Annotated in this window: 23 protein-coding genes and 5 pseudogenes; 15 read left to right on the forward strand and 13 right to left on the reverse strand. The window is 68.5% G+C overall.

From position 1 onward, the window contains the following. Positions 1-227: 227 nt before the first annotated feature. The 4 genes and pseudogenes from EDD90_RS57930 to EDD90_RS45250 all read left to right on the forward strand — a co-directional run. Entirely contained in the window at positions 228-410 is a 183-nt protein-coding gene (locus EDD90_RS57930) for a hypothetical protein (protein WP_260328801.1), read from the forward strand. Between the two features lie 277 nt (positions 411-687). Continuing rightward, a complete protein-coding gene (locus EDD90_RS45240; protein WP_123978864.1) occupies positions 688-1,185 on the forward strand; it encodes a hypothetical protein in 498 nt (165 codons plus the stop codon). Further along, positions 1,182-1,502, forward strand: coding sequence for a hypothetical protein (locus EDD90_RS45245; protein ID WP_123978865.1), 321 nt, complete (start codon positions 1,182-1,184; stop codon positions 1,500-1,502). Before EDD90_RS45240 ends, EDD90_RS45245 begins: the two co-directional genes overlap by 4 nt. Positions 1,503-1,696: 194 nt before the next feature. Continuing rightward, a pseudogene (locus EDD90_RS45250) lies at positions 1,697-2,316 on the forward strand (IS5 family transposase); the annotation flags it as partial. A 184-nt stretch (positions 2,317-2,500) separates the two neighbouring features. Here EDD90_RS45250 and EDD90_RS45255 read toward each other — a convergent pair. Next, positions 2,501-3,133, reverse strand: coding sequence for a hypothetical protein (locus EDD90_RS45255; RefSeq protein WP_123978867.1), 633 nt, complete (start codon positions 3,131-3,133; stop codon positions 2,501-2,503). 152 nt (positions 3,134-3,285) lie between these two features. Here EDD90_RS45255 and EDD90_RS45260 point away from each other — a divergent pair, with 152 nt between their 5' ends. Further along, entirely contained in the window at positions 3,286-3,801 is a 516-nt protein-coding gene (locus EDD90_RS45260) for a hypothetical protein (protein WP_123978868.1), read from the forward strand. A gap of 955 nt (positions 3,802-4,756) precedes the next feature. On the opposite strand, the gene EDD90_RS45270 is transcribed toward EDD90_RS45260, so the two are convergent. From EDD90_RS45270 to EDD90_RS45280, 3 genes are read right to left on the reverse strand one after another with little or no spacing between them, the layout of a single operon-like run. Further along, entirely contained in the window at positions 4,757-6,232 is a 1,476-nt protein-coding gene (locus EDD90_RS45270) for a class I adenylate-forming enzyme family protein (RefSeq protein ID WP_123978869.1), read from the reverse strand. A gap of 37 nt (positions 6,233-6,269) precedes the next feature. Further along, a complete protein-coding gene (locus EDD90_RS45275; protein ID WP_095851139.1) occupies positions 6,270-7,193 on the reverse strand; it encodes an alpha/beta hydrolase in 924 nt (307 codons plus the stop codon). Between the two features lie 7 nt (positions 7,194-7,200). Beyond that, positions 7,201-8,169, reverse strand: coding sequence for an enoyl-CoA hydratase/isomerase family protein (locus EDD90_RS45280; protein ID WP_123978870.1), 969 nt, complete (start codon positions 8,167-8,169; stop codon positions 7,201-7,203). A 261-nt stretch (positions 8,170-8,430) separates the two neighbouring features. On the opposite strand from EDD90_RS45280, the gene EDD90_RS45285 reads away from it, so the two are divergent. Then, positions 8,431-9,114, forward strand: coding sequence for a TetR/AcrR family transcriptional regulator (locus EDD90_RS45285; protein ID WP_123978871.1), 684 nt, complete (start codon positions 8,431-8,433; stop codon positions 9,112-9,114). 31 nt (positions 9,115-9,145) lie between these two features. On the opposite strand, the gene EDD90_RS45290 is transcribed toward EDD90_RS45285, so the two are convergent. Beyond that, positions 9,146-10,042 carry an SDR family oxidoreductase gene (locus EDD90_RS45290; protein WP_123978872.1) on the reverse strand — a complete coding sequence of 299 codons (897 nt, stop codon included), beginning with the start codon at positions 10,040-10,042 and terminating at the stop codon, positions 9,146-9,148. A 106-nt stretch (positions 10,043-10,148) separates the two neighbouring features. Between EDD90_RS45290 and EDD90_RS45295 the strand changes: the two genes are divergently transcribed. The 5 genes and pseudogenes from EDD90_RS45295 to EDD90_RS45315 all read left to right on the forward strand — a co-directional run. After that, the gene (locus tag EDD90_RS45295) at positions 10,149-10,646 is read left to right on the forward strand and encodes a helix-turn-helix domain-containing protein (RefSeq protein WP_097257703.1); all 498 of its coding nucleotides are present in this window, start codon (positions 10,149-10,151) and stop codon (positions 10,644-10,646) included. A gap of 111 nt (positions 10,647-10,757) precedes the next feature. Continuing rightward, positions 10,758-10,895, forward strand: a pseudogene (locus tag EDD90_RS59200) (SRPBCC family protein); the annotation flags it as partial. 130 nt (positions 10,896-11,025) lie between these two features. After that, entirely contained in the window at positions 11,026-11,196 is a 171-nt protein-coding gene (locus EDD90_RS45305) for a hypothetical protein (protein ID WP_221305235.1), read from the forward strand. A 212-nt stretch (positions 11,197-11,408) separates the two neighbouring features. Then, on the forward strand, positions 11,409-12,821 hold the full coding sequence (gene lpdA / locus EDD90_RS45310) for a dihydrolipoyl dehydrogenase (RefSeq protein WP_037705104.1): 1,413 nt from the start codon (positions 11,409-11,411) through the stop codon (positions 12,819-12,821). A 58-nt stretch (positions 12,822-12,879) separates the two neighbouring features. Next, positions 12,880-12,993: pseudogene (locus EDD90_RS45315) on the forward strand (IS701 family transposase); the annotation flags it as partial. A gap of 51 nt (positions 12,994-13,044) precedes the next feature. Here the strand turns inward: EDD90_RS45315 and EDD90_RS45320 are convergent. From EDD90_RS45320 to EDD90_RS45340, 5 genes and pseudogenes are all read right to left on the reverse strand, one after another. Beyond that, positions 13,045-13,731 carry a TetR/AcrR family transcriptional regulator gene (locus EDD90_RS45320; RefSeq protein WP_123978873.1) on the reverse strand — a complete coding sequence of 229 codons (687 nt, stop codon included), beginning with the start codon at positions 13,729-13,731 and terminating at the stop codon, positions 13,045-13,047. A 40-nt stretch (positions 13,732-13,771) separates the two neighbouring features. Beyond that, positions 13,772-14,527: an SDR family oxidoreductase gene (locus EDD90_RS45325; RefSeq protein ID WP_123978874.1), complete on the reverse strand. Its 756-nt coding sequence runs from the start codon at positions 14,525-14,527 to the stop codon at positions 13,772-13,774. 691 nt (positions 14,528-15,218) lie between these two features. Beyond that, positions 15,219-15,320: pseudogene (locus EDD90_RS59205) on the reverse strand (transposase); the annotation flags it as partial. 81 nt (positions 15,321-15,401) lie between these two features. Continuing rightward, the gene (locus EDD90_RS45335; RefSeq protein WP_185149449.1) at positions 15,402-15,824 is read right to left on the reverse strand and encodes a MarR family winged helix-turn-helix transcriptional regulator; all 423 of its coding nucleotides are present in this window, start codon (positions 15,822-15,824) and stop codon (positions 15,402-15,404) included. 205 nt (positions 15,825-16,029) lie between these two features. Further along, the gene (locus tag EDD90_RS45340; protein WP_095851126.1) at positions 16,030-17,262 is read right to left on the reverse strand and encodes an acyl-CoA dehydrogenase family protein; all 1,233 of its coding nucleotides are present in this window, start codon (positions 17,260-17,262) and stop codon (positions 16,030-16,032) included. Between the two features lie 63 nt (positions 17,263-17,325). On the opposite strand from EDD90_RS45340, the gene EDD90_RS45345 reads away from it, so the two are divergent. Next, complete coding sequence (locus EDD90_RS45345; RefSeq protein WP_123978875.1) at positions 17,326-18,153, forward strand: NAD(P)-dependent oxidoreductase; 828 nt, start codon at positions 17,326-17,328, stop codon at positions 18,151-18,153. Positions 18,154-18,658: 505 nt separating this feature from the next. Here the strand turns inward: EDD90_RS45345 and EDD90_RS45350 are convergent. Next, positions 18,659-19,171 (reverse strand): helix-turn-helix domain-containing protein, encoded by a 513-nt coding sequence (locus tag EDD90_RS45350; protein WP_123978876.1) that lies wholly within the window; start codon positions 19,169-19,171, stop codon positions 18,659-18,661. Between the two features lie 160 nt (positions 19,172-19,331). Here EDD90_RS45350 and EDD90_RS45355 point away from each other — a divergent pair, with 160 nt between their 5' ends. Then, complete coding sequence (locus EDD90_RS45355; RefSeq protein WP_097256921.1) at positions 19,332-20,345, forward strand: NADP-dependent oxidoreductase; 1,014 nt, start codon at positions 19,332-19,334, stop codon at positions 20,343-20,345. A gap of 50 nt (positions 20,346-20,395) precedes the next feature. Here the strand turns inward: EDD90_RS45355 and EDD90_RS45360 are convergent, their stop codons facing one another. Further along, on the reverse strand, positions 20,396-21,190 hold the full coding sequence (locus EDD90_RS45360) for an amidase family protein (RefSeq protein ID WP_221305151.1): 795 nt from the start codon (positions 21,188-21,190) through the stop codon (positions 20,396-20,398). Positions 21,191-21,225: 35 nt separating this feature from the next. Between EDD90_RS45360 and EDD90_RS45365 the strand changes: the two are divergent. Further along, a pseudogene (locus EDD90_RS45365) lies at positions 21,226-21,576 on the forward strand (transposase); the annotation flags it as partial. A gap of 247 nt (positions 21,577-21,823) precedes the next feature. On the opposite strand, the gene EDD90_RS45370 reads toward EDD90_RS45365, so the two are convergent. After that, on the reverse strand, positions 21,824-22,507 hold the full coding sequence (locus tag EDD90_RS45370) for a TetR/AcrR family transcriptional regulator (protein ID WP_123978878.1): 684 nt from the start codon (positions 22,505-22,507) through the stop codon (positions 21,824-21,826). Between the two features lie 160 nt (positions 22,508-22,667). On the opposite strand from EDD90_RS45370, the gene EDD90_RS45375 reads away from it, so the two are divergent. Further along, positions 22,668-24,023, forward strand: a complete 1,356-nt coding sequence (locus EDD90_RS45375; protein WP_123978879.1) for a serine hydrolase — start codon at positions 22,668-22,670, stop codon at positions 24,021-24,023. The last annotated feature ends 264 nt before the right edge of the window (positions 24,024-24,287 follow it).

A 24,287-nucleotide genomic window follows, 5' to 3' on the forward strand; every position in this document is an offset into this window, starting at 1 on the left:
GAAACTCCAAGATCCCCGACAGAGTCAAGCTGAGCCTGTCGGCCCAGCGCATCGAGCAGCTCACCGCACAGATCGATGAGCTCAATCAGCGCCTGACCCGCTCGTCGAACGCCACGCCCCGCAGTTGCTCGTGCCGGTGGGCATCGGCCCGGACAGCGCCGTCACGCTCCTGATCACCATGGGAGACGACGTCGAGTGGCTGAACACGGAGGCGTTCCTTCGCCGCTCTGTGCGGGGTCAGTCCCGTCGAGTACTCCTCGGGCCGTCGAACTTCGCGCCGGCTCAACCACGGCGGCGACCGGCAGGCGAAAAACCGCCCTGTACCGGATCGTGTCCACCCGGCTGTGCCACGACCCGCGCACCCAGGCGTACTGCCAACGCCGCACTCAGGAGGGCAAAACCCGGCGTGAGATCATCCGATGCCTCAAGCGATATGCCGCCCGAGAGGTCTTCAACCTGGTCAGACCGGTATCCAGCGTCCCTCCGTTATAGGGGCGTCCGTGATGCCCCGTACTCTGTCCTCCGCATCACCATCACCCACGTGATGATGAACCTGCGCCACTTCACCGTCGGCGGCCTCGAACGCGTCCTGTTCTCCCACGGCCGGTGGACCTGATCGAGAGCCTTCGTCGCGGTTTGGTCACTTCTGCGCCAGCAGGATGTTTGACGGTGGAGAACCCTGCTGAGATGAGTGATCTGACTGCCGCACACCGCGGCTACGAGTACCAGGACTTGATGGAGGCAGGCCGCGTCGTTGACCTGCTGCTCGGCGGGATCGTCAGGGTCCATGTCGACGAGAAGCTGGTGCCGGACGACCGCTTCGACGACCTCACGGTGATCAACGCGGACGGATCCCGTGAGCGGGCGCAGTTCAAGCACTCGGACGAGGACAACCCCCTCGGCTACACCACGTTCACGATCGACGACCGTGGACTGAGGCTGGACCGCCTTGTGGCGGCTGCCGTCGCCGACCGGGACGGACCCGGTGCGAGCGCCACCGCCCACCGGTTGCGCATCGTGATGCGCGATGCGCCTCCGGACGACGACGCACTGAAGGCGGTGATGGTGCCCGCCCGCTTCTCCGACGCGCCGTTCCTTCCGGGGGTGAACACCACACTCCTGCGGTTCGATGGGAAAGCCCTCTGGCGAGGGTTCGACCGCTCCTCGGCCTCGACCGCGACATGACCGCCGCCGCAGACGCCGCCCAAGGCCTGGGCCTGCCCGGCTTCGCACTTACACCCACCCCGTGGCTGCGTGCCGCACTGCCCCTGACGCCCGGAGCCCTGCTGACACTGGAGGACGACCGAGGTCCGGCCCTGCGGCTCGTCTGCTGGCGCACCGAGTACGAGCGGAGTGCCTACCGCCTGCCGTGGCCGCGGACGACCGGCTGTGCCGTCGTGATCCGCCCCGACCTGCTGGACATCCTGTCCGAGCGGGCTTCCGCACCGATCGTCACCCGAGAGGTCTTTATGCGGCTGACGTCGACGACCGCCGGGGCGTAGCCGTGGTCGATGGCGCCGGGCCCCAGGGCCCGCTGCCTCATCGGCGCTCAGCTCAAAGACCACGCGCCACGCACCGTGGCGGTGATGGAGCTCAAGCGGCGACTGGAGAACCTGCTGCGGCAGCAGTCCAAGCACCGACCGGTGCGCAGGCCAAGGCCGAGCGTCACCCCCGCGCGCGGGATGATTCCGTGTCGTCCCGGTGCTCATGTTGGGACCGTGCGTTCCGCTTCAGCGAACGGCCCGACCGGGACTGGAATGAGGCCGGGGTCTGGCAGCGCCTGCACGAGCTGCTGCTCTGCGAGCTGCGGTCGACTCCAGCCACATCCGCGCGATGAAGGGCGGGCCGGCTACCGGTCCGTCCCCGGTGGACCGGGGCAAGACCGGCGGCAAGCACCACCTGATCGTCGAGGCACACGGCATCCCGCTCGCGACGATCACCACCGGCGGCAACCGCAACGACATCACCCAACTGATCCCGCTGATCCAGGCCGTCCCGCCGATCCGCGGCAAGCGCGGCCAGCCACTGCGCCGCCCCAAGCACCTCTACGCCGACCGCGGCTATGACCACGAGGACTACCGGAACAAGGTTCGCCGGTTCCAGATCACCCCGCACATCGCCCGGCGCGGCGCCGGGCACGGCTCCGGCCTGGGCGTCTACCGCTGGGTCGTGGAAGGAGCGATCGCGCTGCTGCACTGGTTCCGCCGCCTGCGTACCCGTTGGGAGATCCGCGACGACATCCACCACGCGTTCGTCACCCTCGGCTGCGCCGTCATCTGCTGGCGACGACTGCGCACCGCACTGTGCTGGGAGTGAGGGCAGGCGATGTGCTTGAGGAGATGGCCCACTCGATGCGTCGACACGCACTCGTAGCAGCCGAGTCCGCACAGCCTCACAGCCGGGATTTCAGCACGTCGACCTCACATCGTCCGCAGGGCCCGCTCGGACGCCGCGTCGCGGCCCGGTTCGTACTCGATGGATGCCGGCTCGGTGTTGCGCGTCAGCGGTGGTCGACGTAGGCGACGAATCCGCCCACTGTCAGACCCACCGCGCATCCGCGGCGGAAGGCCGCGTAGCGCATGCGCGGGGTGTGCTGCGCGTCGGTCATCGCATACGGTGCGCGGATCCCCAGTTCCACGCCGCACAGGCACACGACGTAGCCGTGACGCAGGGCGGCGGCCGCCCACTCGGGGTCGTGCGCGACCCAGGTCCGGGAGTAGATCTCACCGTCGGGCGTCCGCAGTTCCAGCCGGGAGTAGGTGTACCCGAAGCGCTGCCACAGCTTTGGCTGTTCATCGGGTATCTCGTGCAGCTCCCATCCAGGGATCAGGCGCAGGTCGGAGAACTCGGGCGGCAGGCGCCTCATGCCGAACAGGATGGCGCCTTCGATCTGCGGTTCCTCGGGCATGTCGTCGAGCGAGGCTCCCTCCGGCATGACGAACCCGAAGTCGCCCACGGCGCGACGGAACTCGAAGAGGGCAGTGGGCATGTGACGTGTCCGCATGTGATCGAGGGTGACCGTGCCTTCCGCGGTGTCCAGAACCATCAGCACGCGCCCGAGCCGCAGCGCGGGGTCGTCGCTGAACAGGATCCGCCCGTGGTCGTCGACCTGTTCGAACTGATGCCGGCTCATCTCCTACAGCCCTCCCGTTGGTTGCCGCCGTTCCGCGTCCGCGAAGCAGACGATGGGACGTTGAACCATCCTATTGAAGGATCGTTCAACAATCCACGCATTGGAACGCGTGCACCACCAGGCCGGCGGTTTCGTCGAAGGCAGGGGTGAGGATGAGCGCGCACGAAGCAGGCAAAGGGCGGACAGGCGTGGGCCGGCGGGTGCTGGTAGGCGCCGCAAGCACCGGCGCGGCGTTGGCGCTGTGGGCGGTCGTCCGCCTGATCGTGCGCATGGCCTTCGTCGCGCACGCTCCGTGGATCGACGCGCTGTGCGCGCTGGCGCTCCTCCTCGGATGCGTGTTCCTGTGCATGTGCTGGTACTTGGGCATCCGGTGGCTGCTGTGTGCGGTGTGCCTCCTCGGGGTGCTGTTCCTGCAGAACCGGGAGCTGGATCAGCAGGTACTGCACCAGCACGGGCGTACCGAACACGTCAGGGTCCGACAGATTCAGTGGTCCGCCGGCGACGGCATGGGTGACAGCGCCCACCTCTACACGGTCACCGTCCTCGACGGCCCACCGCTGGCTCCGATCGAGGAGAACGGGCTCATGGGATGGAAGTGGGTGGTAGGCGGCACCACCGGGGGCCCGGGCTTGCCCCCCCGCCTGAGCGGGGCACGGCCCTGCGGATAGACGGTCACCGCATTCCCCCGGACCATACACGGACCGTTCCGTACCGATGGGGGACTCACCTGGTGGTCGACGCTCAAACGTCGCCGACGGGCGACGTCCAGGTCGAGGCGATGGCTTTGGCGCCGGTCCCGACCCCGGAAGTCCTGTGGCACAAGCCGCCCGTGCTCGCGATCGCCTCGGCCCCGGGGTGTGATCGAGCGAGGTGGTTGGCACTCGGGCGCGACATCTGTCACTCCTGCGGCGCCCACAACGTGCGCAGTGAGCTGTGACACGACAGTTGGCGCTTTGTCACGAGGACTGGAACCGCCGTGGGTGACAGAAAGCTCGAAAAGTCTGCGTATTTTAGGCCGGTCGTCACGACAGCGAGCGGGACCGGATCAACCGAGACGACGCCGACCATCCGCACTCCCGGGATCAGCGGGTGAGAATGTCGGCGCCCCGGCGCCGTCAGCCAGACCCACTCAGCCATAGGGGGCTGTGACCGAGCGGACGACCGTGCAGTCGCTCAAGGTGCTGACATTGTGACGCATGGTAACTGTCGTGTAGGTTGTCTGGAGACCGATGGCGTCTCCAGACAACCGGTTTGAGTCCTAGAAGAACCCGAGCTTCTGTGGACTGTATGAAATAAGAATGTTCTTGGTCTGCTGGTGGTACATCGCACGCGCGGCGCTGACCTGCGCGAATGCGGGGTTTGCAGAGAGCTGGCGGGAGTTGGTCCGTGTATGGTCCGGAATCTTGATGGTGTCTCCTTGCCGGCCTGCTCCGGCAGGAGCGGCCTGGGAGCGAGCGCACCGATAGGGCGGGGCCATCCTTGTGAGTAACTCCGCGGATGTCCCCGGCAGGCCGGGCGAGTGGCGAAGCTCGCGAAGTGCTGGGGGTCCCGGATCTGGACTCGGTCCCTGACACGGAGCCGAGGGCCGCCACCGGAGACAGCCCCAAGCGCCATCCGTGGAGGTCAGGACCGCGCGGCGACCTCGGCGTGGGCAGCGCGCAGCGAGACCTTGTCGATCTTGCCGACCGGGTTCTTCGGGATGGCATCCACCACGAAGAACGCGGTCGGGCGCTTGAAGCCGGTGAGGCTGCGCGCGCAGAGGGACTGCAGTGCCGACGGATCGACGGCCGAACCCGGTCGGGGCTGGACGTAGGCGACGACGACCTCTCCCCATTTCTCGTCGGGGACGCCGATCACGGCGGCCTCGAGCACCGACGGGTCACCGACGAGGACGTCCTCGATCTCCTTGGGGTAGATGTTCTCCCCACCCCGGATGATCATGTCTTTCGACCGTCCGACCAGGGTCAGGTATCCGTCGGCGTCGAGTCGGCCCACGTCGCCGGTGTGCAGCCAGCCGTCGACGATGATCTTGGCTGTCTCCTCCGGGCGGCCGAGATAGCCCCGCATGACGTTGGGGCCCCGCACGACAACCTCTCCGTCCGCGCCCGGCGGCACCTCGCTGCCGTCGGCGTCGACGATCCGGATCTCCTGGCCGGGGAAGGGCAGTCCCACGGTTCCGGCGCGTCGAGGGCCCGCGACAGGATTGATGGTGGAGCCGCAGGTTCCCTCGGACAGCCCGTACCCCTCGACGAGCGGGAACCCGTAACGGGCCTCGAACCGGGTCAGCAGCTCGGCGGAGGCGGGTGCCGCGCCGCAGACTCCGAAGCGCAGGGACGACGTGTCGGGGCGGACCTGGTCCGGGAGCGCCGCGAGCATGCTGTAGATCGTCGGCACGGCGCTGAAGAACGTGGGGCGCTCGCGCTCGACCACGTCGAAGAACGTCTGGGGATTGAACCGGTCGGCGATGGTGACGCTCGCGCCCGCCAGCAACGGTACGAGAGTGCTGACCACGATGCCGTTGACGTGGAAGAGCGGCAGGATCAGCAGACACCGGTCGGCCGGACCGACCTCCAGCGCCCGACGCCCCATGTCCGCCATGGCGTCGATGTTGGCGTGATCGAGCATCACCCCCTTGGGAACCCCGGTCGTGCCGCTGGTGTAGATGAGCAGGGCCAGCGCGGACGGGTCCGGGAGGGGGGCCTCATCCGGCTCCGCCGCTGCGTCGTCGTGCAGTTCGCCGACGGCGAGAACGGCAGTCCCGTCCGCCACCGCGGCCTCGCCGTCCTCGCTCACCAGAAGGCGTGCACGGGAGTCCTTGACCTGTCGGGCCACTTCGATGTCGGTCATGCTCGGGTTGACCGGCGTGATGGTGGCGCCGAGCCGCCAGGCGGCGAACAACAGAAGCACGAACTCCACGCGATTGGTGAGCTTGAGAGCCACGACATCGCCGGGGCCGATCCCGAGATCCTGGAGGTGACGTGTGGCCGCCTGGACGCGACGCAGCAACTGGACGTTGGTGAGGGCCTGGCGGCCGTCCGAGACCGCGGCCCCGTCGGGGTCGAGGGACGCGCGGCGGTCGGGCAGAGATGCGAAATTCATGGCGAGGGCGTACCTGTCTGGGTGTGATGCGGTCCGGTCACGGAGCTGACGCGGCGGCTGCCGGCTTCAGCTGGCGGGTGAGGAACTCGATCTGGTCGCGCACCAGTACTTCGAAGGTCTCGCCGGTGTAGAAGTCGAAGTGGCCGGCGTCGTACCTCTTGATCTCTCCCTTGGGTGCGGTGCGCGCGTAGCGGAGGGTCTGGGCGGGAGGCGTGACGGAGTCGGTGTCGCTGACGCAGAAGAGGATCGGCATGGCGATCTTCTTGGCCGCACGCCCGGGCCGGTAGGTGAGGATGGTCGGGATGACCCGCGCCGCCACCTCGTTGCGGAACGTCGTTCCCGGAGGCTGGAGCGCCTGGTATCCGGGCAGGGCGTCCGGGGCGTTCATGAGGGCCGACGAGCCGGGGGTGGCGGCGATCGGCACCATCACGGGCGGCTTTCCGCGGCCTCTGGCCGCCAGGTCGCGGGCGACCACGGGGAGGACCTTGAGTGAGGCGACAGGGCCCAGCGCGAGCGCGGAGGCGAGACCGTCGGTGAAGGGGCATTGCGACACCGCCGCGCGCAGTTCGGGGTGGCGGGAGGCGACGGTGATGGCATGGCCGCCGCCGAACGAGCTGCCCCATACGGCGATGCGGGCCCGGTCGACGTCCGTGCGGGCCTTGACGTAGGCGATGGCGGCGTCCCAGTCGGCGAGCTGACGCTTGATCGACAGGAGCTGGCGAGGGTGGCCGCCGCTGTCGCCGAAGTGCCGGTAGGTGAAGGCCACCGCGGCGATGCCGGCCTGCGCGAAGCGCTCGGCGAAGGCGTCCAGGCGCATCTCGCGGACGGCGCCCAGGCCGTGCCCGAGGATGACGACGGGCGCAGACGTGACGCCCGTGGGGAGGTAGAGCCAGCCGGCGCAGTTGCTGTCGCCGGAAGGGAACGTGATGTCGTGACGGGTGAAGGACTGCTGAGTGGTCATCGTCGGTTCACCGCCCGCTCGTCGAGCGACCGCCCGGCACGCTGCCCGAGGCGAGGGCTCGTGCGTAGGTGCCCGGCGTGTAGAGCGGGAGTTCGCCGGTGGCGGCGGTCGTGGCCTGGTAGTCGAGCATCAGCCTCTGGCCTTCCTCTGACATGATCTGGGCGAAGAACTCGGCGCGTTCGACGTGCAGACCGTCCTCCAGTGACATCGAGCCGCCGAAGTACACCGACCTCTTGGCCGCCGCGACCGACCCCTTCGACCGCTTCCCGAAGTGCTCGGCGAGTTCGACCGCCTGCGCGACCACCTTGTCCTGCGCGACGACCTTGTCCACCGCCCCGTTGGCGAGGGCCTCCGCGGGCGTGAACGGCTTGCCTTCGAGGATCGCGGCCAGGGACCGGTGGGTGCCGATCAGGCGGGACAGCCGCTGGGTGCCGCCACCGCCCGGGATGATGCCGAGGAGGATCTCCGGCTGGCCGATGAAGAATTCCCCCTCGGCCATGACCCGCAGATCGCACGCCCAGGCGAACTCCGCGCCGAGGCCGAGAGCGGAACCGTTGAGGGCGGCGACGTAGAGCACACCGCTGGCGTTCATCCGCAGGAAGGTGGTGTGCAGACGTTCCAGCTGCAGGGCCCCTCGCATCGGGGTCCTGCGCAGCAAAGGCGCGAGGAGACGGGACCGGTCCACGTGCTTCGCCATGCGGACGACGGCCGCGGCACCGCGCCGTCCGACCGTGGGGCTCGCGGCGCCCTCCTCCTGCAGCCACCGGACCGCGGCATGACTGACGAACCGCTTGGGATGCGCCCCGGTGAAGACGACGGCACGGACGTTCGGATCGCGGTCGGCTCGGGCCACCAGCCTGTCCAGCTGCTGGGCGATGTCGAGGCCGAACTCCTGGTGCGGGCCGCCGTCGACCCGGACGATCAGGACGGCCCCGCGATCTTCGATCGTCAGACGGCCCTTGTCTTTGTATGGCATGAGTTCTGCTCCCGTGCTGAGTTCATGGCGATGGGAAAGTGCGTCGGGACGGCCGCGGATGCGTGTGGCAGCGATGAGGTCGGGTTCGCCCGACACGCTGTGCCCGCACAGGCGGCAGGAGACTGGACCAGCGCGTGATGACGTGTCCGAAGGCGGACGCGTGTATCGACGGCGGCACGTCACATGCGATGTGTACTATTGCCGTGAAGAATTACATAACCAAGTTATTTCTGGTGTGTCAACGGTGGAGGCGTACGGAACATGGCAGGGCGGGCGAGGCTCGAAGACGCGCCGGAACGACTTGTGCAGGCGGCCATCGGCCTGCTGGCCGAGCAGGGTCCGTCGGCTGTGAAGGCGCGCACGGTGGCCTCAGCGAGCGGACTGTCGACGATGGTGGTCTACAGCCACTTCGGCGGGATCCCCGAGCTGATGAGCGCTGTCGCCGACCACGGGTTCAAGGAACTCGGCGCGGCGTTCGCCCGGGTACCGGTGACGGAGGACCCGATCGCGGATCTCTTCGCCATGGCCCTGACCTGCCGTCGGCAGGCCCGCGAGAACCCTCACCTCTACGACCTGATGTTCGGACTGTCCACTCGGGCGACGTACCGGCCGCTGCCGGATACGGACCGCCGCCTGAGCGGGCATTCCCCGGCCTTTCGGGAAGCCCACGCCCATGTCACCGCGGCATGCGAACGGCTCCTGCGCTCCGGCAGGGTCGAGCGGCAGGAACCCGAAGTCATCGCCGCCCAGCTGTGGAGCTACGTGCACGGTTACATCACCCTCGAACTGGCTGAGCACTTCGTCGAGTTCGACGACGCCGTGGCGCAGGTGCTCGTGCCGATGGGTGTGAACTTCACTGTCGGACTCGGTGACGAGCGCGAACGTGCCGAAGCCTCCCACGAGGCCGGCGCGCGCCTGTACGACTCGATCGTCCAAGGCCGCTGAGAAGCCGGGCGGTTGGGTGCTGCCCCAGGCCCTAGGACGACCTGGTCTCCGCGGCAGGGGCATCTGCGCCCGGCGTGACCTGGTCCTGCCTCCCCAGCGCCGCGACCTCCCGTTCGAGGGACGGCACCGCCCGGGCCGCGAAGCGCCGCGCCCAGGGCCAGGCCAGCGGTGAATTCAGCGCCGCCTTGGCCCAGTTGGCCACGACGACCGCACGCGGGACATACACGCGGCTGCGTCGGCGCACGAGCCCGTCGACGATCGCTGCGGCCGCCCGGTCCGCGCTCGTGGTGACGTTGCCCGGATAGGGCAGCCGTGTGCGCAGGTCCTGGAACGAGGGGAGGTCCGCCTCGGCGCCCCGGACGAGATCCGTGTCGATCCAGGAGGGGTGTACCACGCCGACCGTGACTCCGAGGTGGGCCACTTCCTGTCGGTAGGTCAGAGCGAGCAACTCGGCCCCGGCCTTGCTCGCGCCGTAGGAGGCCATCGCGGCCAGCGGCATGAACGACAGCGCGGACGCCACGACCAGCACATGGCCACGGCTGCGCTCCAGATGGGGCGTCGCGTACTTGAGGGTGCGGAAGACACCATTGAGGTTGATGTCCAGAACCCGCTCGAACGACGCCTCGTCCGTCTGTCGCACCGTCCCGTACGCCACGACGCCGGCGTTGGCGACCACGCGGTCGACGCCGCCCATGACCTCGGCGGCCTCGTCGATCGCCGACCGTAGAGCAGCCCCGTCGCGCACATCGGCCTCACGCCAGCCGGCGCCGGCACCCAGCTCGTCGGCGAGGGCGCGCAACCGATCGGCTTCGAGGCCGATCACGGTCACCTGGGCCCCTCGGGCGGCGGCCAGGCGGGCCACCTTCTCACCGATGCCGCGTGCCGCTCCGGTAACAACCAGCTTCTTGCCCAGCAAGTCACGTTTCATGGCGGCAACATAACTTCGTTATTGATGGAGCACAAGAGACTGCGCACCGGTCGCTGTTCGGTTCACCTGCTGGGTCTCACGACTGGACGAACCTATGCTGGCCGTCATGAGACGGACATCCTTTGCGCAGTGGCCCTGCTCGATCGCGCGCACCATGGACCTGCTCGGGGACTGGTGGACGCCGCTGGTGCTGCGTGAGGCGTTCTACGGGATCCGGCGGTTCGACGCGTTCCAGGAGTCGCTGGGGATCGCCCGCAACACGCTGACGGACCGGCTGCGCCGGCTGGTGGAGGAGGGGCTGCTGGAGAAGCGGCCCTACCAGACGGAGCCGGTCCGCCATGACTACGTGCTCACCGAGAAGGGGCGCGACTTCTATGGCGTGCTGCTGGTGATGAACCGGTGGGGGGACCGCTGGCTCTCCGGCGAAGCGGGCCCGCCGGTGACGATGCGCCACGAGGCGTGCGGGCAGGAGACGCATGCCGAGGTGGTGTGCGCCGCCTGCGGCGAGCCCATGACCCTGGACAACACCCACCCCCGGATGGGCCCCGGCTACCCACCGCACCTGGCCGAACGGCCGGATGTGCGGGCCCGGTTCACGGGCTGACCGGGCAGCGCCCTGCACGGCAGGTCACCCTTGACAAGTGGGTCTACCTACGCAACTTTACTGGTCAGACGCTCATTCGAGCGCTCTTGGCGACAGAGGGGCTGCGGGTTCATGGAGTGGACGGGCGCACGCTATGCGGACAAACCGACGGTTGAGGTCCACACCTGGATCGCCGCACCACCGGCTCAGGTGTGGAGGCTGGTGTCCGACATCGAACTGATGCCGCGCATGAGCTCCGAGCTGCAGTCGGTGGAATGTTTGGACGGCGGCGGGCCTGCTCTGGGAGCCCGGTTCGTCGGCCGGAGCAAGCACGAAGCGTTCGGGGAGTGGGCCACCACGTCCCACATCGTCGGCCCTCACCGGACCCGATCCGTACGAGATGACGGGATCCCTCCTGGCGTGGGGCGCCGCCCACGCGGCTCAGCCGGATGCCGTACTCAAGCCCGGTGCGCACGGCCCGGTCGCCGCCTTCGGCCTCGACACTCTCAGGCTCGGTGCCGCCGAGGCCGGAGTACACGAAGTCGACGGGGCGTCGGCCCGCCGTCGATGACGGCTGAGCGGGCATAGATCACCACGCCGCGGCGCTGAAGCTGACGTTCGGGAAGCCGCCGAGACGGTGGACCATACGGCCGCCTCCACCGGTTCCCCGCGCGGCGGGCGGTGGCGGATGCCGCCGCCGGCGGGTTGGTGAACAGATGGTTCGATCGGGAGTGAGTCCGCCCCTCGCGGGGGCCGGCCGCACCAGTGGAAAGGAAGCCGTCCATGGACGAGCAGGGTGAGCGCTTCGACGTCGTCGTACTCGGCGCGGGCCCCGGCGGGTACGTTGCCGCGATCAGGGCCGCACAACTGGGCAAGCGGGTCGCGGTCGTCGAGGAGAAGTACTGGGGAGGCGTCTGTCTGAACGTCGGCTGCATCCCCACCAAGGCCCTGTTGCGCAACGCCGAACTCGCGCACGTCTTCACGCGCGAGGCGAAGACCTTCGGCATCAAGGTCGACGGCGAGGTCTCCTTCGACTACGGCGAGGCGTTCCGCCGCAGCCGGAAGGTCGCGGACGGCCGGGTCAAGGGCGTCCACTACCTGATGAAGAAGAACAAGATCACGGAGATCAGTGGGCGCGGCACGTTCCTCGACCCCCATACGCTCCAGGTCGTGGACTACGACGGCAACACCCGAACCGTCGGTTTCGACCACTGCGTCATCGCCACCGGAGCGACGCCCAAGCTGCTGCCCGGCACCCGCCGCACCTCGCGTGTCGTGACGTTCGAGGAGCAGATCCTCGCCGAGGACCTGCCGCAGTCGATCGTGATCGCGGGAGCCGGCGCCATCGGCGTCGAGTTCGCGTACATCCTGCACAACTACGGTGTGAAGGTCACCATCGTCGAGTTCCTGGACCGGATCGCCCCGCTGGAAGACGCCGAGGTCTCCGCCGAACTCGCCAAGCAGTACCGGAAGTCGGGCATCGACGTCCTCACCTCGACCCGCGTCGAGTCGATCGACGAGTCGGGCGCGCAGGTCCGTGTCACGGTCACCGGCAAGGACGGCGCCCAGCAGGTCCTTCAGGCCGACAAGGTCCTGCAGGCGATCGGTTTCGCGCCGAACGTCACCGGCTACGGCCTGGAGAACACCGGAGTGCGGGTCACCGAACGGGGCGCGATCGACGTCGACGGCCGCTGCCGCACCTCCGTCCCGCACATATACGCCATTGGTGACGTCACCGCGAAGCTGATGCTCGCGCACGCCGCCGAGGCCATGGGCGTGGTCGCCGCGGAGACGATCGCGGACGCGGAGACCATGGAGCTGGACTACGTGATGATCCCGCGGTCCACCTTCTGCCAGCCTCAGATCGCCAGCTTCGGCTACACCGAGGCACAGGCCAGGGAGAAGGGCTTCGACGTCCAGGTGGCCAAGTTCCCGTTCACCGCGAATGCCAAGGCCCATGGCCTGGGCGATGCGACCGGGTTCGTGAAGCTGATCAGCGACGCCAAGTACGGCGAGCTCCTCGGCGGCCACCTCATCGGCCCCGACGTCACCGAACTCCTCCCCGAGCTGACCTTGGCCCAGCAGTGGGACCTCACGGTCCACGAGGTCGCCCGCAACGTCCACGCCCACCCGACCCTCGGCGAGGCGGTCAAGGAAGCCGTCCATGGCCTCGCCGGCCACATGATCAACATGTAGCGTTATGAGGGCTCGACATGGGTGACGCTCTCGCGGAGGCGTGCTGCCGGCGGCTTTCGAGAACTGCCGGATCGGTGTGTTCCTCGCCTACGCCACCGGCCGCGGACGCACGCTGATCGACCGGCGGCTGTATCTGCCCACCTCCTGGACGAACGACCGCGAGCGCTGCCGACGGTAGGGCGACGTGTCGAAATCCTTGCGGCGTGAACCGGAGGTCCGGAGTTCAGGATCCGGTGCCGTAGCGGCTGAGCATGAGGGCGACCGCTTCGTCCACGATCGCGGCGTCGGTGGGGTTGGGCGGGACGAAGTCGGTCCGTACGAGTTGAGGCCACAGGAACTGACTGCAGATCATGCCGAGGAACTGTTCGGCCACTTCGGATGCCGACAGCGGCTGTCCGTCGGCCGAACGGAAGTCGAGTGTGCCGGCGTGTGCTTCGGCCTCCAGGTAGTCGCGGAGCCGGTCGAAGAAGGGTCCGCGGTCGATGGCGAAGCCGGTGCCGACGATGTCGGCGAGTTCCGGCATCTGGGGAAGCTCGGTGATGATGAGGCGGCACAGCGCCGCCGTGCCGGGCCGCGCGACCAGGCAGGCGTAGTCGCGGCCGATGTGGTCCAGACCGTACCGGGGGTCGCCGGGCGGTGGCGGCGCGGCGTACTCCACATCCAGCTGCCATTGTTCGGAGGTGACGGCCGCGAACAGCGCGGCCTTGGAGGGGTACCGCTTGAAGAGGGTGCCGGTGGAGACGCGGGCCTGCTTGGCGATCTGGGCCAGGGAGGTCTTGTCGTATCCCCGGGCGAGGAAGAGGTCGCGGGCGGCGCGGATGATGCGGGCGCGGTTCTCCGCTTTGATCTGCGCGTGATACCCGGCCTGGCTCGCTTCGCCACCGGTTTCCGCTCGTTCCGCCACCGCCATGCCCTCGCCCCTCGCCCGTTTCCCGGCCGCGTCCTCGCTGTCAGAGGACGGTCTGGCCGCCGTCCAGGATAAGGTCCTGGCCCACCGCGAAGGCGGAGGCGTCGGAGGCCAGGTACACGACGGCTTCCGCGACCTCCTCGGGCAGACCCATGCGGCCCAGCGGGATGCCGGCGCTGATCCTCTCCAGGACCGCCGCCTGGACCGCGGGGTCCTCGATCCCGAGCTTGGCGTAGAGCGGGGTGTCCACCGGGCCGGGGCTGACCGCGTTGAACCGGATGCCGTGCGACTTGAGCAGGTCCGCGTTCCACGACCGCATCAGGGAGCCGACAGCCGCCTTCGTCGCGGCGTAGGCGTTCGAGTTCCCGTAGCCGCCGTGCGCGCTGCTGGACGCGTTGAGGATGACCGAGGACGGGTTGGCCAGCATCGGCACCAGGGCCTGGGTGAGGAAGAAGACGCTCTTGACGTTGATCTCGAAGAGCCGGTCGTAGCTGTCCTCCGTGTGGTCCTCGAAGGGCCGCCAGTCCGAGACGCCGGCGTTCAGGAACGCCACGTCCAGCTTTCCGAAGTGCTCACCCACCTGCTTGGCCAGTGCGCGCTGCGCATCGAGATCGCGGGCGTCGGCCTGCACGACGGGCACCTTGTCTCCGAGGACCTGCCGGGCCCTGTCGATGCTGGCCGGGGTCACGCCGGTGACCAGCACGTCGGCCCCCTCCGCGAGGAACCGCCGGGCGGTCTCCAGACCGATCCCGCTCGTGCCGCCGGTGATGAGGGCGCGCTTGCCCGCAAGACGATTCATGTTCCCTGTTCCTTGCCGAGAAGTAAGGTAAGTCGATGAACTCACCATCGGAAGGTAACTCCCACACCACCCTTAAGGCAAGTCGATCCACTTACCATCGGTGGTCGCGGGGGGTGGTTCTGCTGAGCCGGGAAGGTGGCCGGCACCGGCTCGAATGCCATGTCGCGGCCGCCCGTGAGGAGCCGGGCGATGATGGCCTTCCCGGCGCCGGGCGGTCCTGGACGGTGGCGCTGAGGCGCCGCTGGGCGACCATACGGGCCCAGAAGCGGAGTCGGCGGCCGGGGCCAGGAGGTGGTCCTGCCTGACGATGTCTTCCAGCTTTGCGCGCAGGCGGTCGGCGACTGGCTGGGAGGGCTCCTCGTCGAAGAGCGGCAGGATCGCTACGGTCGCTTCCATCGGCCCCTCGGGCCACAGACGGGCATGCCCGGCGGGGCGGACTGCCGCGCTGCCAAGTATTCGGACCAGTTCCCGCCCGCGAGGGTGGCCCAGGGTTCGGCTGCCTTGGGTTGGATGCCGAGCAGGTCGGTGATGACCATGGGCGGCAGGTCTACGAGGGCGTCCATCATGGCGGTGTTCCGGGCTGCGCGGGCAGGCAGACCGTGCTGGCTCAGGGCGTCGGCGAAGCCGAGGGGGTTGCGCGGGTGCCCAGGCTGTGACCGGGCAAGAGTATCTGCACCCGGCCGTGTTGCTGGGGCGCTCCTGTCCGCAACCGCCACAACGCGCCGTTCACGACCTGCCGGTGTTCCCGCCAAGACCGCCCACGACCATCCGCACCCGGCAGCAGCGGAGCTATCCGCTTTCACGCCGCATCCGGCAACTCACCCCGACCAACCACAAGATCAATTATCAGACACGGCCTAGGTCGGGGAGCACGTCAAGCCCTTTTCGCGCCGCTCTGCTCGCGGACGGCGTCGAACATGGCGGTGAGAGCGGGACTCTCGGCAAGGCTGCTCAGCAGGGCGTGTAGCGAGTGCCGCTCAGTGGTGCCGAGGTCGGGGAGGATTTCGGTGTCGAGGCCGACGAGTGTGCGGTTGAGGTCGGCCAGGACCTTGCGCCCGTCGTCCGTGATGTTGACGGCGTAGCGGCGTCGGTCCTGCGGATCGCGTGTCCGCTCGGCGTATCCGGCCCGCTCAAGGTCGTCGAGACTCGTCACCATCGTTGCCGGGTCGATGCGCAGGAACGAGCCGAGCGCCAGCTGCGGCATGGCCCCGTTGTCGGCCAGGGCCTGCAAGACGCTGTAGTGGCGCACTCGCAGGCCGGTACCGCTGATGCCGTCTTCGGCGATCCTGAAAGCCACCTGCCCGAGTTTGACCAGCAGGCAGATGGTGTGTTCAGCCACTGTCCCCGGTACCAGCGGAGCCTCGGACATCGTTTATCCCGCCTATGGTTAGGCCTGCGTATCGTCTGGGTCCATCCTACGAGAAGGCCTGAGGTGGCCGGACCGGGGCAGCGATCTCGGCGCGCGGAATCGGGGCACGCAGGGCAGGGGATGCGCGGGGCCGTCAGCCGACGATGGTCCGGCCGAAGATCTGCCGGGCGATGACCCACTTCTGGATCTCGTTGGTGCCCTCGTATATCTCGCCGATCTTGCTGTCCCGGTAGATCGCCTCGACAGGGCCGGGGCTGCCGTCGGCACCCAGTTCGCGGGCGAAGCCGAGGCCTCCGAAAGCCTGGACGGCGTCGCGTGCCATGTCCACCGACAGCTTGGTGGCGTAGTACTTCGCCATCGCGGCCTCGGGTTCCGGAGACGGGTTGCCGGCGTCCAAGCGAAGGGCCGCCTTGGTGACGAGGGTGCGGGCGTTGTCGATCTCGGTGGCCCGCTCGGCGAGCAGGAACTGCCAGTGCTGGTTGGCGGCCACCGGCTTGCCGAAGGCGTGGCGCGTCGACAGGTGGGCCACGGTGTGATCGAAGGCGGCCTGTGCCATGCCGACCCCGACGGCCGCGATGCCGATCCGGCCGTAGGTGAGGGTGGTCAGTGCGTGGCGCAGTCCGTGTCCCTCGGTGCCGCCGAGGAGGTCGTCGTCGGACAGGTGTACGTCCGAGAAGCGGATGTCCGCGGTGAGCTGGCCGCGGTTGCCCATCTTGCGGTCGGCGAGGCCGACTTGAACGCCCGGAAGTGCTGTGTCGACGATGAACATGCTCAGCCGCTCGCCGGTGCGGGCGAGAACCACCACGAACGCGGCCACGGGCGAGTTGGAGATCCACCGCTTGTGGCCGTTCAGCACCCAGCCGGTCTCGGTGCGTACGGCCTCGGTTCGAACGGCCTGCGGAGACAGGTCGCTGGAGGCGTCCGGCTCGGTGGTGGCGAACGCGCCGACCACGGAACCCTCCGCGACCTTGGGCAGCCAGCGCTGCTGCTGCTCCTCGGTGCCCTGCCGCAGTGCGTTGCCCGCCAGGATGCAGTGCACGTCGAAGACGGCCGCGACGCTGCTGGAGTAGTAGGCCAGTTCCTCGATCGCCGCGGCGGTGGCGGTCGCCGGGTGGGTCAGACCGTCGCCGCCGACCTCGCCGGGGAAGGGGATCCGGAAGACCCCCGCCGATGCGAGCGCGTCGAACACCTGCCGGGGGAAGCCGTCGGTGCGCTCGTCGCCGTTCGCGATCGCTGCGGCGTGCGGAGCCACTTCTTGCTCCGCGATCCGGCGCACGGCGGCGCGTACGGACTGGGTCTCTTTGGGGGCGAGGAGCTCGTGGTAGAGCCGGTCGCTCTGACGTGCGGGAGTGGAAGTGGAAGTCATGCGCGGACCATATCATTCGTATCGCATATGATTAGTTCACCAATCGATTTTGGAGGTTCGACCATGACACGGACGCTGGCCGGCAAGACCGTCCTGATGTCGGGAGGCAGCCGCGGCATCGGACTCGCCATCGCCCTGCGCGCGGCCCGCGACGGTGCGAACGTGGTGATGCTCGCCAAGACCGCCGTACCGCACCCGAAGCTCGAAGGCACGGTTCACACCGCGGTCGAGGAGATCGAGCGCGCGGGCGGCAAGGGGCTGGCCGTCGTCGGTGACGTCCGCAACGAGGACGACGTACGCACCGCCGTCAACGCCGCGGTCACTGCCTTCGGCGACATCGACATCGTGGTGAACAACGCCAGCGCGATCAACCTGTCGTCGACGGAGCAGCTGGAGATGAAGCGGTACGACCTGATGCAGAACATCAACACGCGCGGCACGTTCCTGCTGAGCAAGGCCGCGATCCCGCACCTGCGGGAAGCGGACAACCCGCACATCCTCACCCTCTCGCCGCCGTTGAACCTCGCGCCGCACTGGGTGGGCAGGCATCTCGGCTACACGCTGTCGAAGTACGGGATGAGTCTGTGCACCATCGGGCTCGCCGAGGAGCTCGCCGCCGACGGCATCGCCGCCAATTCGCTGTGGCCGCGAACGCTGATCGACACGGCCGCCGTACGCAACGTGGTCGGCGGCGCCGGGCAGGCCCGTAGTCCGCAGATCATGGCTGACGCCGCGTACGCCGTCCTCACGCGTGACGCGCGCAAGTGCACCGGCAACCTGTTCATCGACGACGAGGTCCTGTCGGACGAAGGCGTCGCCGACCTCTCCGAGTACAGCCCTGCCGGCTTCGAGGGGGATCTCGCCCTCGACATCTTCGTCGATCCGGCCTGATCCCGCTCCGCTTCGGGGCGTGGGCGGAACTCCCCCTCTCGGACGGCGACGATCCGCGCCCCGGTGCGCAAGGCGTGCGCGACACCCCGCTCACGGCTGCGCTACTCGGTCTGCGCGATCGCAGTCGTGTTGGCGCTGGAGGCGCAGCTCGGGATGACGACGGTCGAGCCGGGGTGCAGGGTTCTGACCGTGCCCGCCGCCCGCGCCACCGTGATTGCTGCGCTAATTGTGCGGGCATTGCCTGCGCCTGTGGCGTGACCTGCCTGGAGGGGTGGTGGGTGCGTGACCGCTTCAGGGCCGTGCTCGGCGGGGGCGGGAACGGGCGTTGTCTGATTCTCGGCGCCGCCTGGTCCACGTCCGGCGACCGACGCCCGCAATCGCCACTGGTGGTCCAGGTCGTCCCGGCGGCGACCGCCAGAACGCGGACCCGGGCCGGACCGGGCGAGCGCGAGCGCACCTGGTCGGACCGAGCCCGTCGCGAGCTCCCGGCGCCACCGCGCTCAGTTCACTCGGCGGGCCTCAGGCGAAAAGCGGGGCCGGGGATGCTCTCGATGTCTTCCGGCTGTACGGCGTGGCCCTGGTCGCAGCGGATCTGGGCGTCGACATGCGCGCCGCATCCACGGTGCCGGGACAGCATGGCCGGGCCCTCCGGGTCGGCGCGGTAGCGGTCCCCCCACTGCAGGAGCCCCATCACGGCCGGGACCAGATCCGCACCCTTGGGTGTGATCACGTACTTCGGCCGACTCCGCGAGCCCGGCTCCTGGTAGGTCTCGGTGGCCAGGATCCCTTCCTCCACGAGCATCTTGAGTCGCGCCGCGAGGAGGTTGCGAGGACAGCCGAGGACGCGTTCGAACTCGCTGAAACGGGACGAGCCGTACCAGACCTCGCGCAGGATCAGGATCGTCCACTTCTCGCCCACGACCTCAAGGGTGCGGGCGATCGAGCAGTTCGACGTGTCCCGGTCGAGATGGGGAAACGTGCCGGCGTCGTCCTGCAGGGCTTCGGTCGTTGCGTCCATGGGGGTGATTCTAACCTCCTCTGAGTTTACTTTTCCATACTCAGCTAGTACTGTCATGATCGGCACGTCAACCCGGCCGCAGACGAGAAGCAGGCGCACAGGGGGACCGTCCCAAGAATCACACCGACCACCGAGACACCCACGCAGAAAGGCGGCCGCCATGAAGGCATTCGTCGTCGAGAAGTACGGCAAGGACGGCGCCCGCGCCGCCGACGTGCCCGAGCCCACCGTCGGAGCCCGCGACGTTCTGGTCAGAGTGAGCGCCGCCGGCATCAACCCGCTGGACAAGATGGTCCGCAACGGGGAGTTCAAGCAGATCCTGAAGTACAAGCGCCCGTTCGTGCTCGGCCACGACGTGGCCGGCGTCGTGACACAGGTCGGCTCCGCCGTACACGGCTTCAAGGTCGGCGACGAGGTCTACGCCCGCCCGCGCGACCTGCGGGTCGGGGGCTTCGCGGAGTTCATCGCGATCGACGCGGACGATGTCGCCCCCAAGCCGGCCTCACTCTCCCTGGAGGAGGCGGCCGCGGTGCCGCTGGTGGCCCTGACCGCCTGGCAGATCCTCGTCGAGCGCGCGCACGTGAAGCCGGGGCAGAAAGTGCTCGTCCACGCCGGAGCCGGCGGCCTCGGGTCGACGGTCATCCAGCTCGCCAAGCACCTCGGCGCCACGGTGGCGACGACCGCGAACACCAGGTCCGAGGAGTTGGTCAGGAGCCTCGGCGCCGACGTCGTCGTCGACTACACCAAGGAAGACTTCTCCAAGGTGCTCTCGGGCTACGACCTGGTGCTGGACTCCCTGGGCGGGGCGAACCTCGAGAAGTCACTGACCGTACTGAAGCCCGGCGGCCTGGCCATCAGTGTCGTCGGCCCGCCCGACGCCGGTTTCGCCAAGCAGCTCGGCGCACCCTCCGTCCTGGGCCTGGTCATGAACACCCTCAGCCGCAAGATCCGCAAGCGGGCCAGGGCGCTGGGCGTGCGCTACGAGTTCCTCTTCATGCAGGCCAACGGCTCCCAGCTGCGCAAACTCGGCGCCCTCTACGACAGCGGGAAGCTCCGCCCGGTCATCGACAGCACCTTCCCCTTCGACCAGACGCTCGAGGCGATGGCGTACGTCGAGCAGGGCCGCACCAAGGCCGGCAAGGTCGTGGTCTCGATGGTGCCCGACGGCGAGTGAAACCGTGCGGGCCGAACCGGTGGCCGTTCACCCATGCGGGGGGCTGATCGTCACGCGAAGGCCGGAGGGGGCTGGTAGCCCTCGACTTCCCGGCCCAGGAGCTCGGCGAACTTGATGGTGGTGAGGTCGCCGCCGCTCGGCCCCATCGCCTGCAGCCCGACGGGCAGACCGTCACGGCCCGTTCGGACGGGGATGGTCGTCGCCGGAGAGCCGGCCACATTGGCGATGGCGCTCCACTTGACCTGATCCCAATAGGAACGGGAATGCCCGTCCACCTGGATCCGCCGGCCGAACCTGTCGATCGGCTTGGTGTGATGAGGCGGCGCCGTGGTCGGAGTCACCGGCATGAGCAGGACGTCGAACTCACGGAAGAACTCGGCCCACCGGTGCCGGAGTTCATGGCGTGCGACGTCCGCTTGCAGCCAGCTGTAGTGGGACTGGAAGGTTCCTCTCACCGCGTCCAGCACCTCTCCACGAGGGTGTTGGACAAGACGCGCGAGGGTCGCGGCGTTGGAGGCCGCTGTCAGTCCGGACCGGTCGTAGGTGAAGGCGCCGAAGAGCAGGCGCTGGAACAGGGCATGACTGGTCGTCATGTCGACGGGCAGGCTGGTGGGCCGTACTTCAACCTTCGTGCCCGCCGCTTTCAGGGCGCTCAAGGCGTCGTCCACTGCGGCAACGACATCGTGATCTATCGGGCATGACGCGTCCTCAGTCCACACCGCCACGCGGAAGGCGCCGAGTTCGTTCGCTCGTGGTGGTGCGAGGGTGTAGCTGAAGCCACCGTCGCGCTCCGGCGGTCCTACCGTCGCGTGGAGGATGGGGACCAGGTCGCGTGCGTCGCGCACTTGGGCGCCGGCACAAGCGAGGTCGATCTCCGAAGGCCGTCAAGGACTTCGATCGCGCCTACGGCGCGAAGTGGCCCAAGGCGGTGAGGAAGGTCACCGACGAGACCGATGAACTCCTGGCGTTCTACGACTTCCCCGCCGAACACTGGGTCCACCTCAGAACGACGAACCCGATCGAATCCACCTTCAGCACCGTCAAGTTGAGGACCCGGGTCACCCGCGGAGCTGGCAGCCCCGCAGCGGCCCTGGCCATGGTGTTCAAGCTCACCGAGTCCGCCCAGGCCCGCTGGCGCGCGATCACCGGGGCCCAGCTCGTCGCCCTCGTCCGCGCGGGAGCGAGGTTCGAGAACGGCGTCCTGATCGAGCGTCAGGACCAAGCCGCATGAGACCCTACGACGCCCGCAGGAAGAGCCGGCTGAGTACCTGCGTTTCGTTGCCCACCTTCGCGAGTTCGTGCAGGTCGCCGGCGGCTGAGGAGACGGCTCTGGTCAAGAAGGTCCTCACCGATCCAGATCAGACCATGGCCCAGTCCGCTGTGCTGCGGCGCCTGGGCCACAGGGCCACCGCCCTCCGCCTCGGCCTCGCCGTTGAACCCGTGGGCCGAGCGCCCCTTGCTCGAAAATCGCGTGATGGTCACCGAGTAGGCCCGCGTTGCAGCGCCTCCAGCCCATCGAGGATGGCCTGAAGGCCGATTTGGAAAGTGTTGTCGGGCGCCGCGCCGTAGTCGGCGCTGTGGGTGTCGAGGCGGGCGCGCAGCCGAGGGAATTGTGCGGCGATCTCGCGAGCCTCGGCCTGGGCTTCGCCGATGGCCTGTTCGGCGTCACCGCTGCCTTCGCGCCGCAGTTTGCGGGTGAGTGAGGCTGTCGCGGCTGGGCCGAGGGCGTTGCCGAGGACGAAGGTGAAAACGGCGGCCGCGGCCTGGTCGGCTGCGGGGCCGGCGAATCCCGCGGCTTCGTAGATGGCGAGGAGGTGGTCGTCGTGGCGGGCCTTGCCGGGGCCGAACATGAGGAGGGAGCCGAAGGACTGCAGCAGCCACGGGTGGCGGGTGAGCATTGCGTACAGGTCGCTGGCCATGATGGTGGCCGCCGTGCGCCAGCCGACCCCGTCAGGGTCGGGCAGCGCGATTTCGTGCCACAGCTGGTCGCCGGCGAGGGCGATGAGGTTGTCCTTGCTGCCCACGTGCCAGTAGACCGCGGTGGCCGCCGAGCCCAGCCGCTGGCCCAGTGCCCGCATGCTCAGGCCCTCCAGCCCTTCGGCGTCCAGCAGGGTGATGGCGGCAGTGAGGATCTGTTCGCGGGTCAGTGTGTTGCGGGGCATGGATTCACGATAGTCCTCGACTTGCACGCCGTTCAACAAACCACTTGCACAGTGTTCAAGTCGTTCGCTAGCCTCCCCTTGAACACAGTGCAAGTCGCCGCGACGCCCGATGGGCAGTTTGGCGCCGTGCGTGAACCACACCGATCGAGGGGGAATCGAGATGTCACACGATGCGCTGGCGGAGTTCGTCGAGGAGAAGGCCAAGGAGCTCGGCATCCCGGGTGCAGCGGTGGGAGTCCGGGTGCACGGACGGGAGCTGACCGTCTGCCACGGCGTGACGAGCATCGACAACCCGCTGGCCGTCGACCGGGACACACTCTTCGTGCTGGGCTCGGTCACCAAGACGTACACGGCGACCGCGATCATGTGCCTGGTCGAACAGGGGCGGGTCGAACTGGAGGCGCCAGTGCGCCGCTACGTTCCCGAACTCCGGCTCCCCGATGAGGACGCGGCCGCGCAGATCACCATCCTGAACCTGCTCAACCACACCGCCGGGCTGGACACCCGGATGGTCTTCGACAGTGGAGACGGAGACGACGCACTGGCCCGCGAGGTGACCAACATGGCCGAGGTGGCGATGATCGGCCCAGTCGGCGGCCGCGCCTCCTACAGCCAGCTCGGCTACAACCTGCTCGGCCGGGTCGTCGAGAACGTCACCGGCGAGACCTACGAGGCCGCTGTCGCCTCACTCGTCCTGGAACAGGCCGGCATGACCGACAGCGTCTTCACCGCCGGACAGGCCATCACCCGCCGGTTCGCCGTGGGCCACAACCTCAGCGAAGGGGCGCTCAAGGTCGCCCGGACTTGGAAGGACACGCGCGGCAACAACCCGGGCGGCGGCCTGGCGTCCTCGGTCTCCGACCAGTTGCGCTGGGCCCGGTTCCACCTCGGCGGCGGTGACCTGGCGCGGCGCATGCAGGAGCCGACGGTGGAGCTGCACGGCTCCACGCTCGGCGACGCCATCGGCCTCGGCTGGTTCCTGCGCGACGTGGACGGCGTGCGCACCATCGGGCACGGCGGATCGACCAACGGCCAGTTCGCCAACCTGCTGCTGGTCCCGGAGCGGGACTTCGCCGTCGTGGCGGCATCCAACGCTGGGCCTGACAACGGCCTGGAGTTCAACCAGGCTGTGCTCCGCTGGGCTCTCGAACACTACCTCGGCGTAGTCGAGCGCGACCCCGACCCGCTCCCGTACGACCCGCAGCGCGCCCAGGAGATCACCGGGCACTACGAGAACGAATTCATGACGCTGATCATCGACACCGACGGCGACACGATGACGGTCGAATGCCGGATCAAGCCGGAGATCCGCGCGGCGGCCGACAGGGAACTGCCAGCGGACCTGCCGCCGGCCAGCCTCGGCCTGCTCCCCGGGAGCGGCGACGAGTACATCGTCACCGGCGGCGGCCTGATCGGCCAGCGCGGTTTCCTCACCCGCGATGCCGACGGCGCCATCATCGGGGCCGACATGGCCGGACGGTTCTTCAACCGGGTCTCCTCGACACCCTCCGAGTGACACCTTGGGAACCCCCGGAGAGCACCGCAGGCGAGGCTGGCACAGCTTCGCCCAGGTCCACAACATTTGACAATTACTCAGATGTTGCGACATGTCACTGCGTGCCAACGGGCCTCCCAGGCTGCGCCCCTGAGCGCCCTTGCCACACGAGTGGGGGCGGCTCACGCCACGGCGACCGGCGCCGGCAATGCCTCGGTGCGCGGGGGAACCCTTCGCCCTACGGGCTCGACCGAACTGTCCCTTCTGCGGCCCGTGCGAAGGCTG

This window comes from Streptomyces sp. Ag109_O5-1, assembly GCF_003814875.1.
In the GTDB taxonomy this organism is placed as follows: Bacteria; Actinomycetota; Actinomycetes; order Streptomycetales; family Streptomycetaceae; genus Streptomyces; species Streptomyces sasae.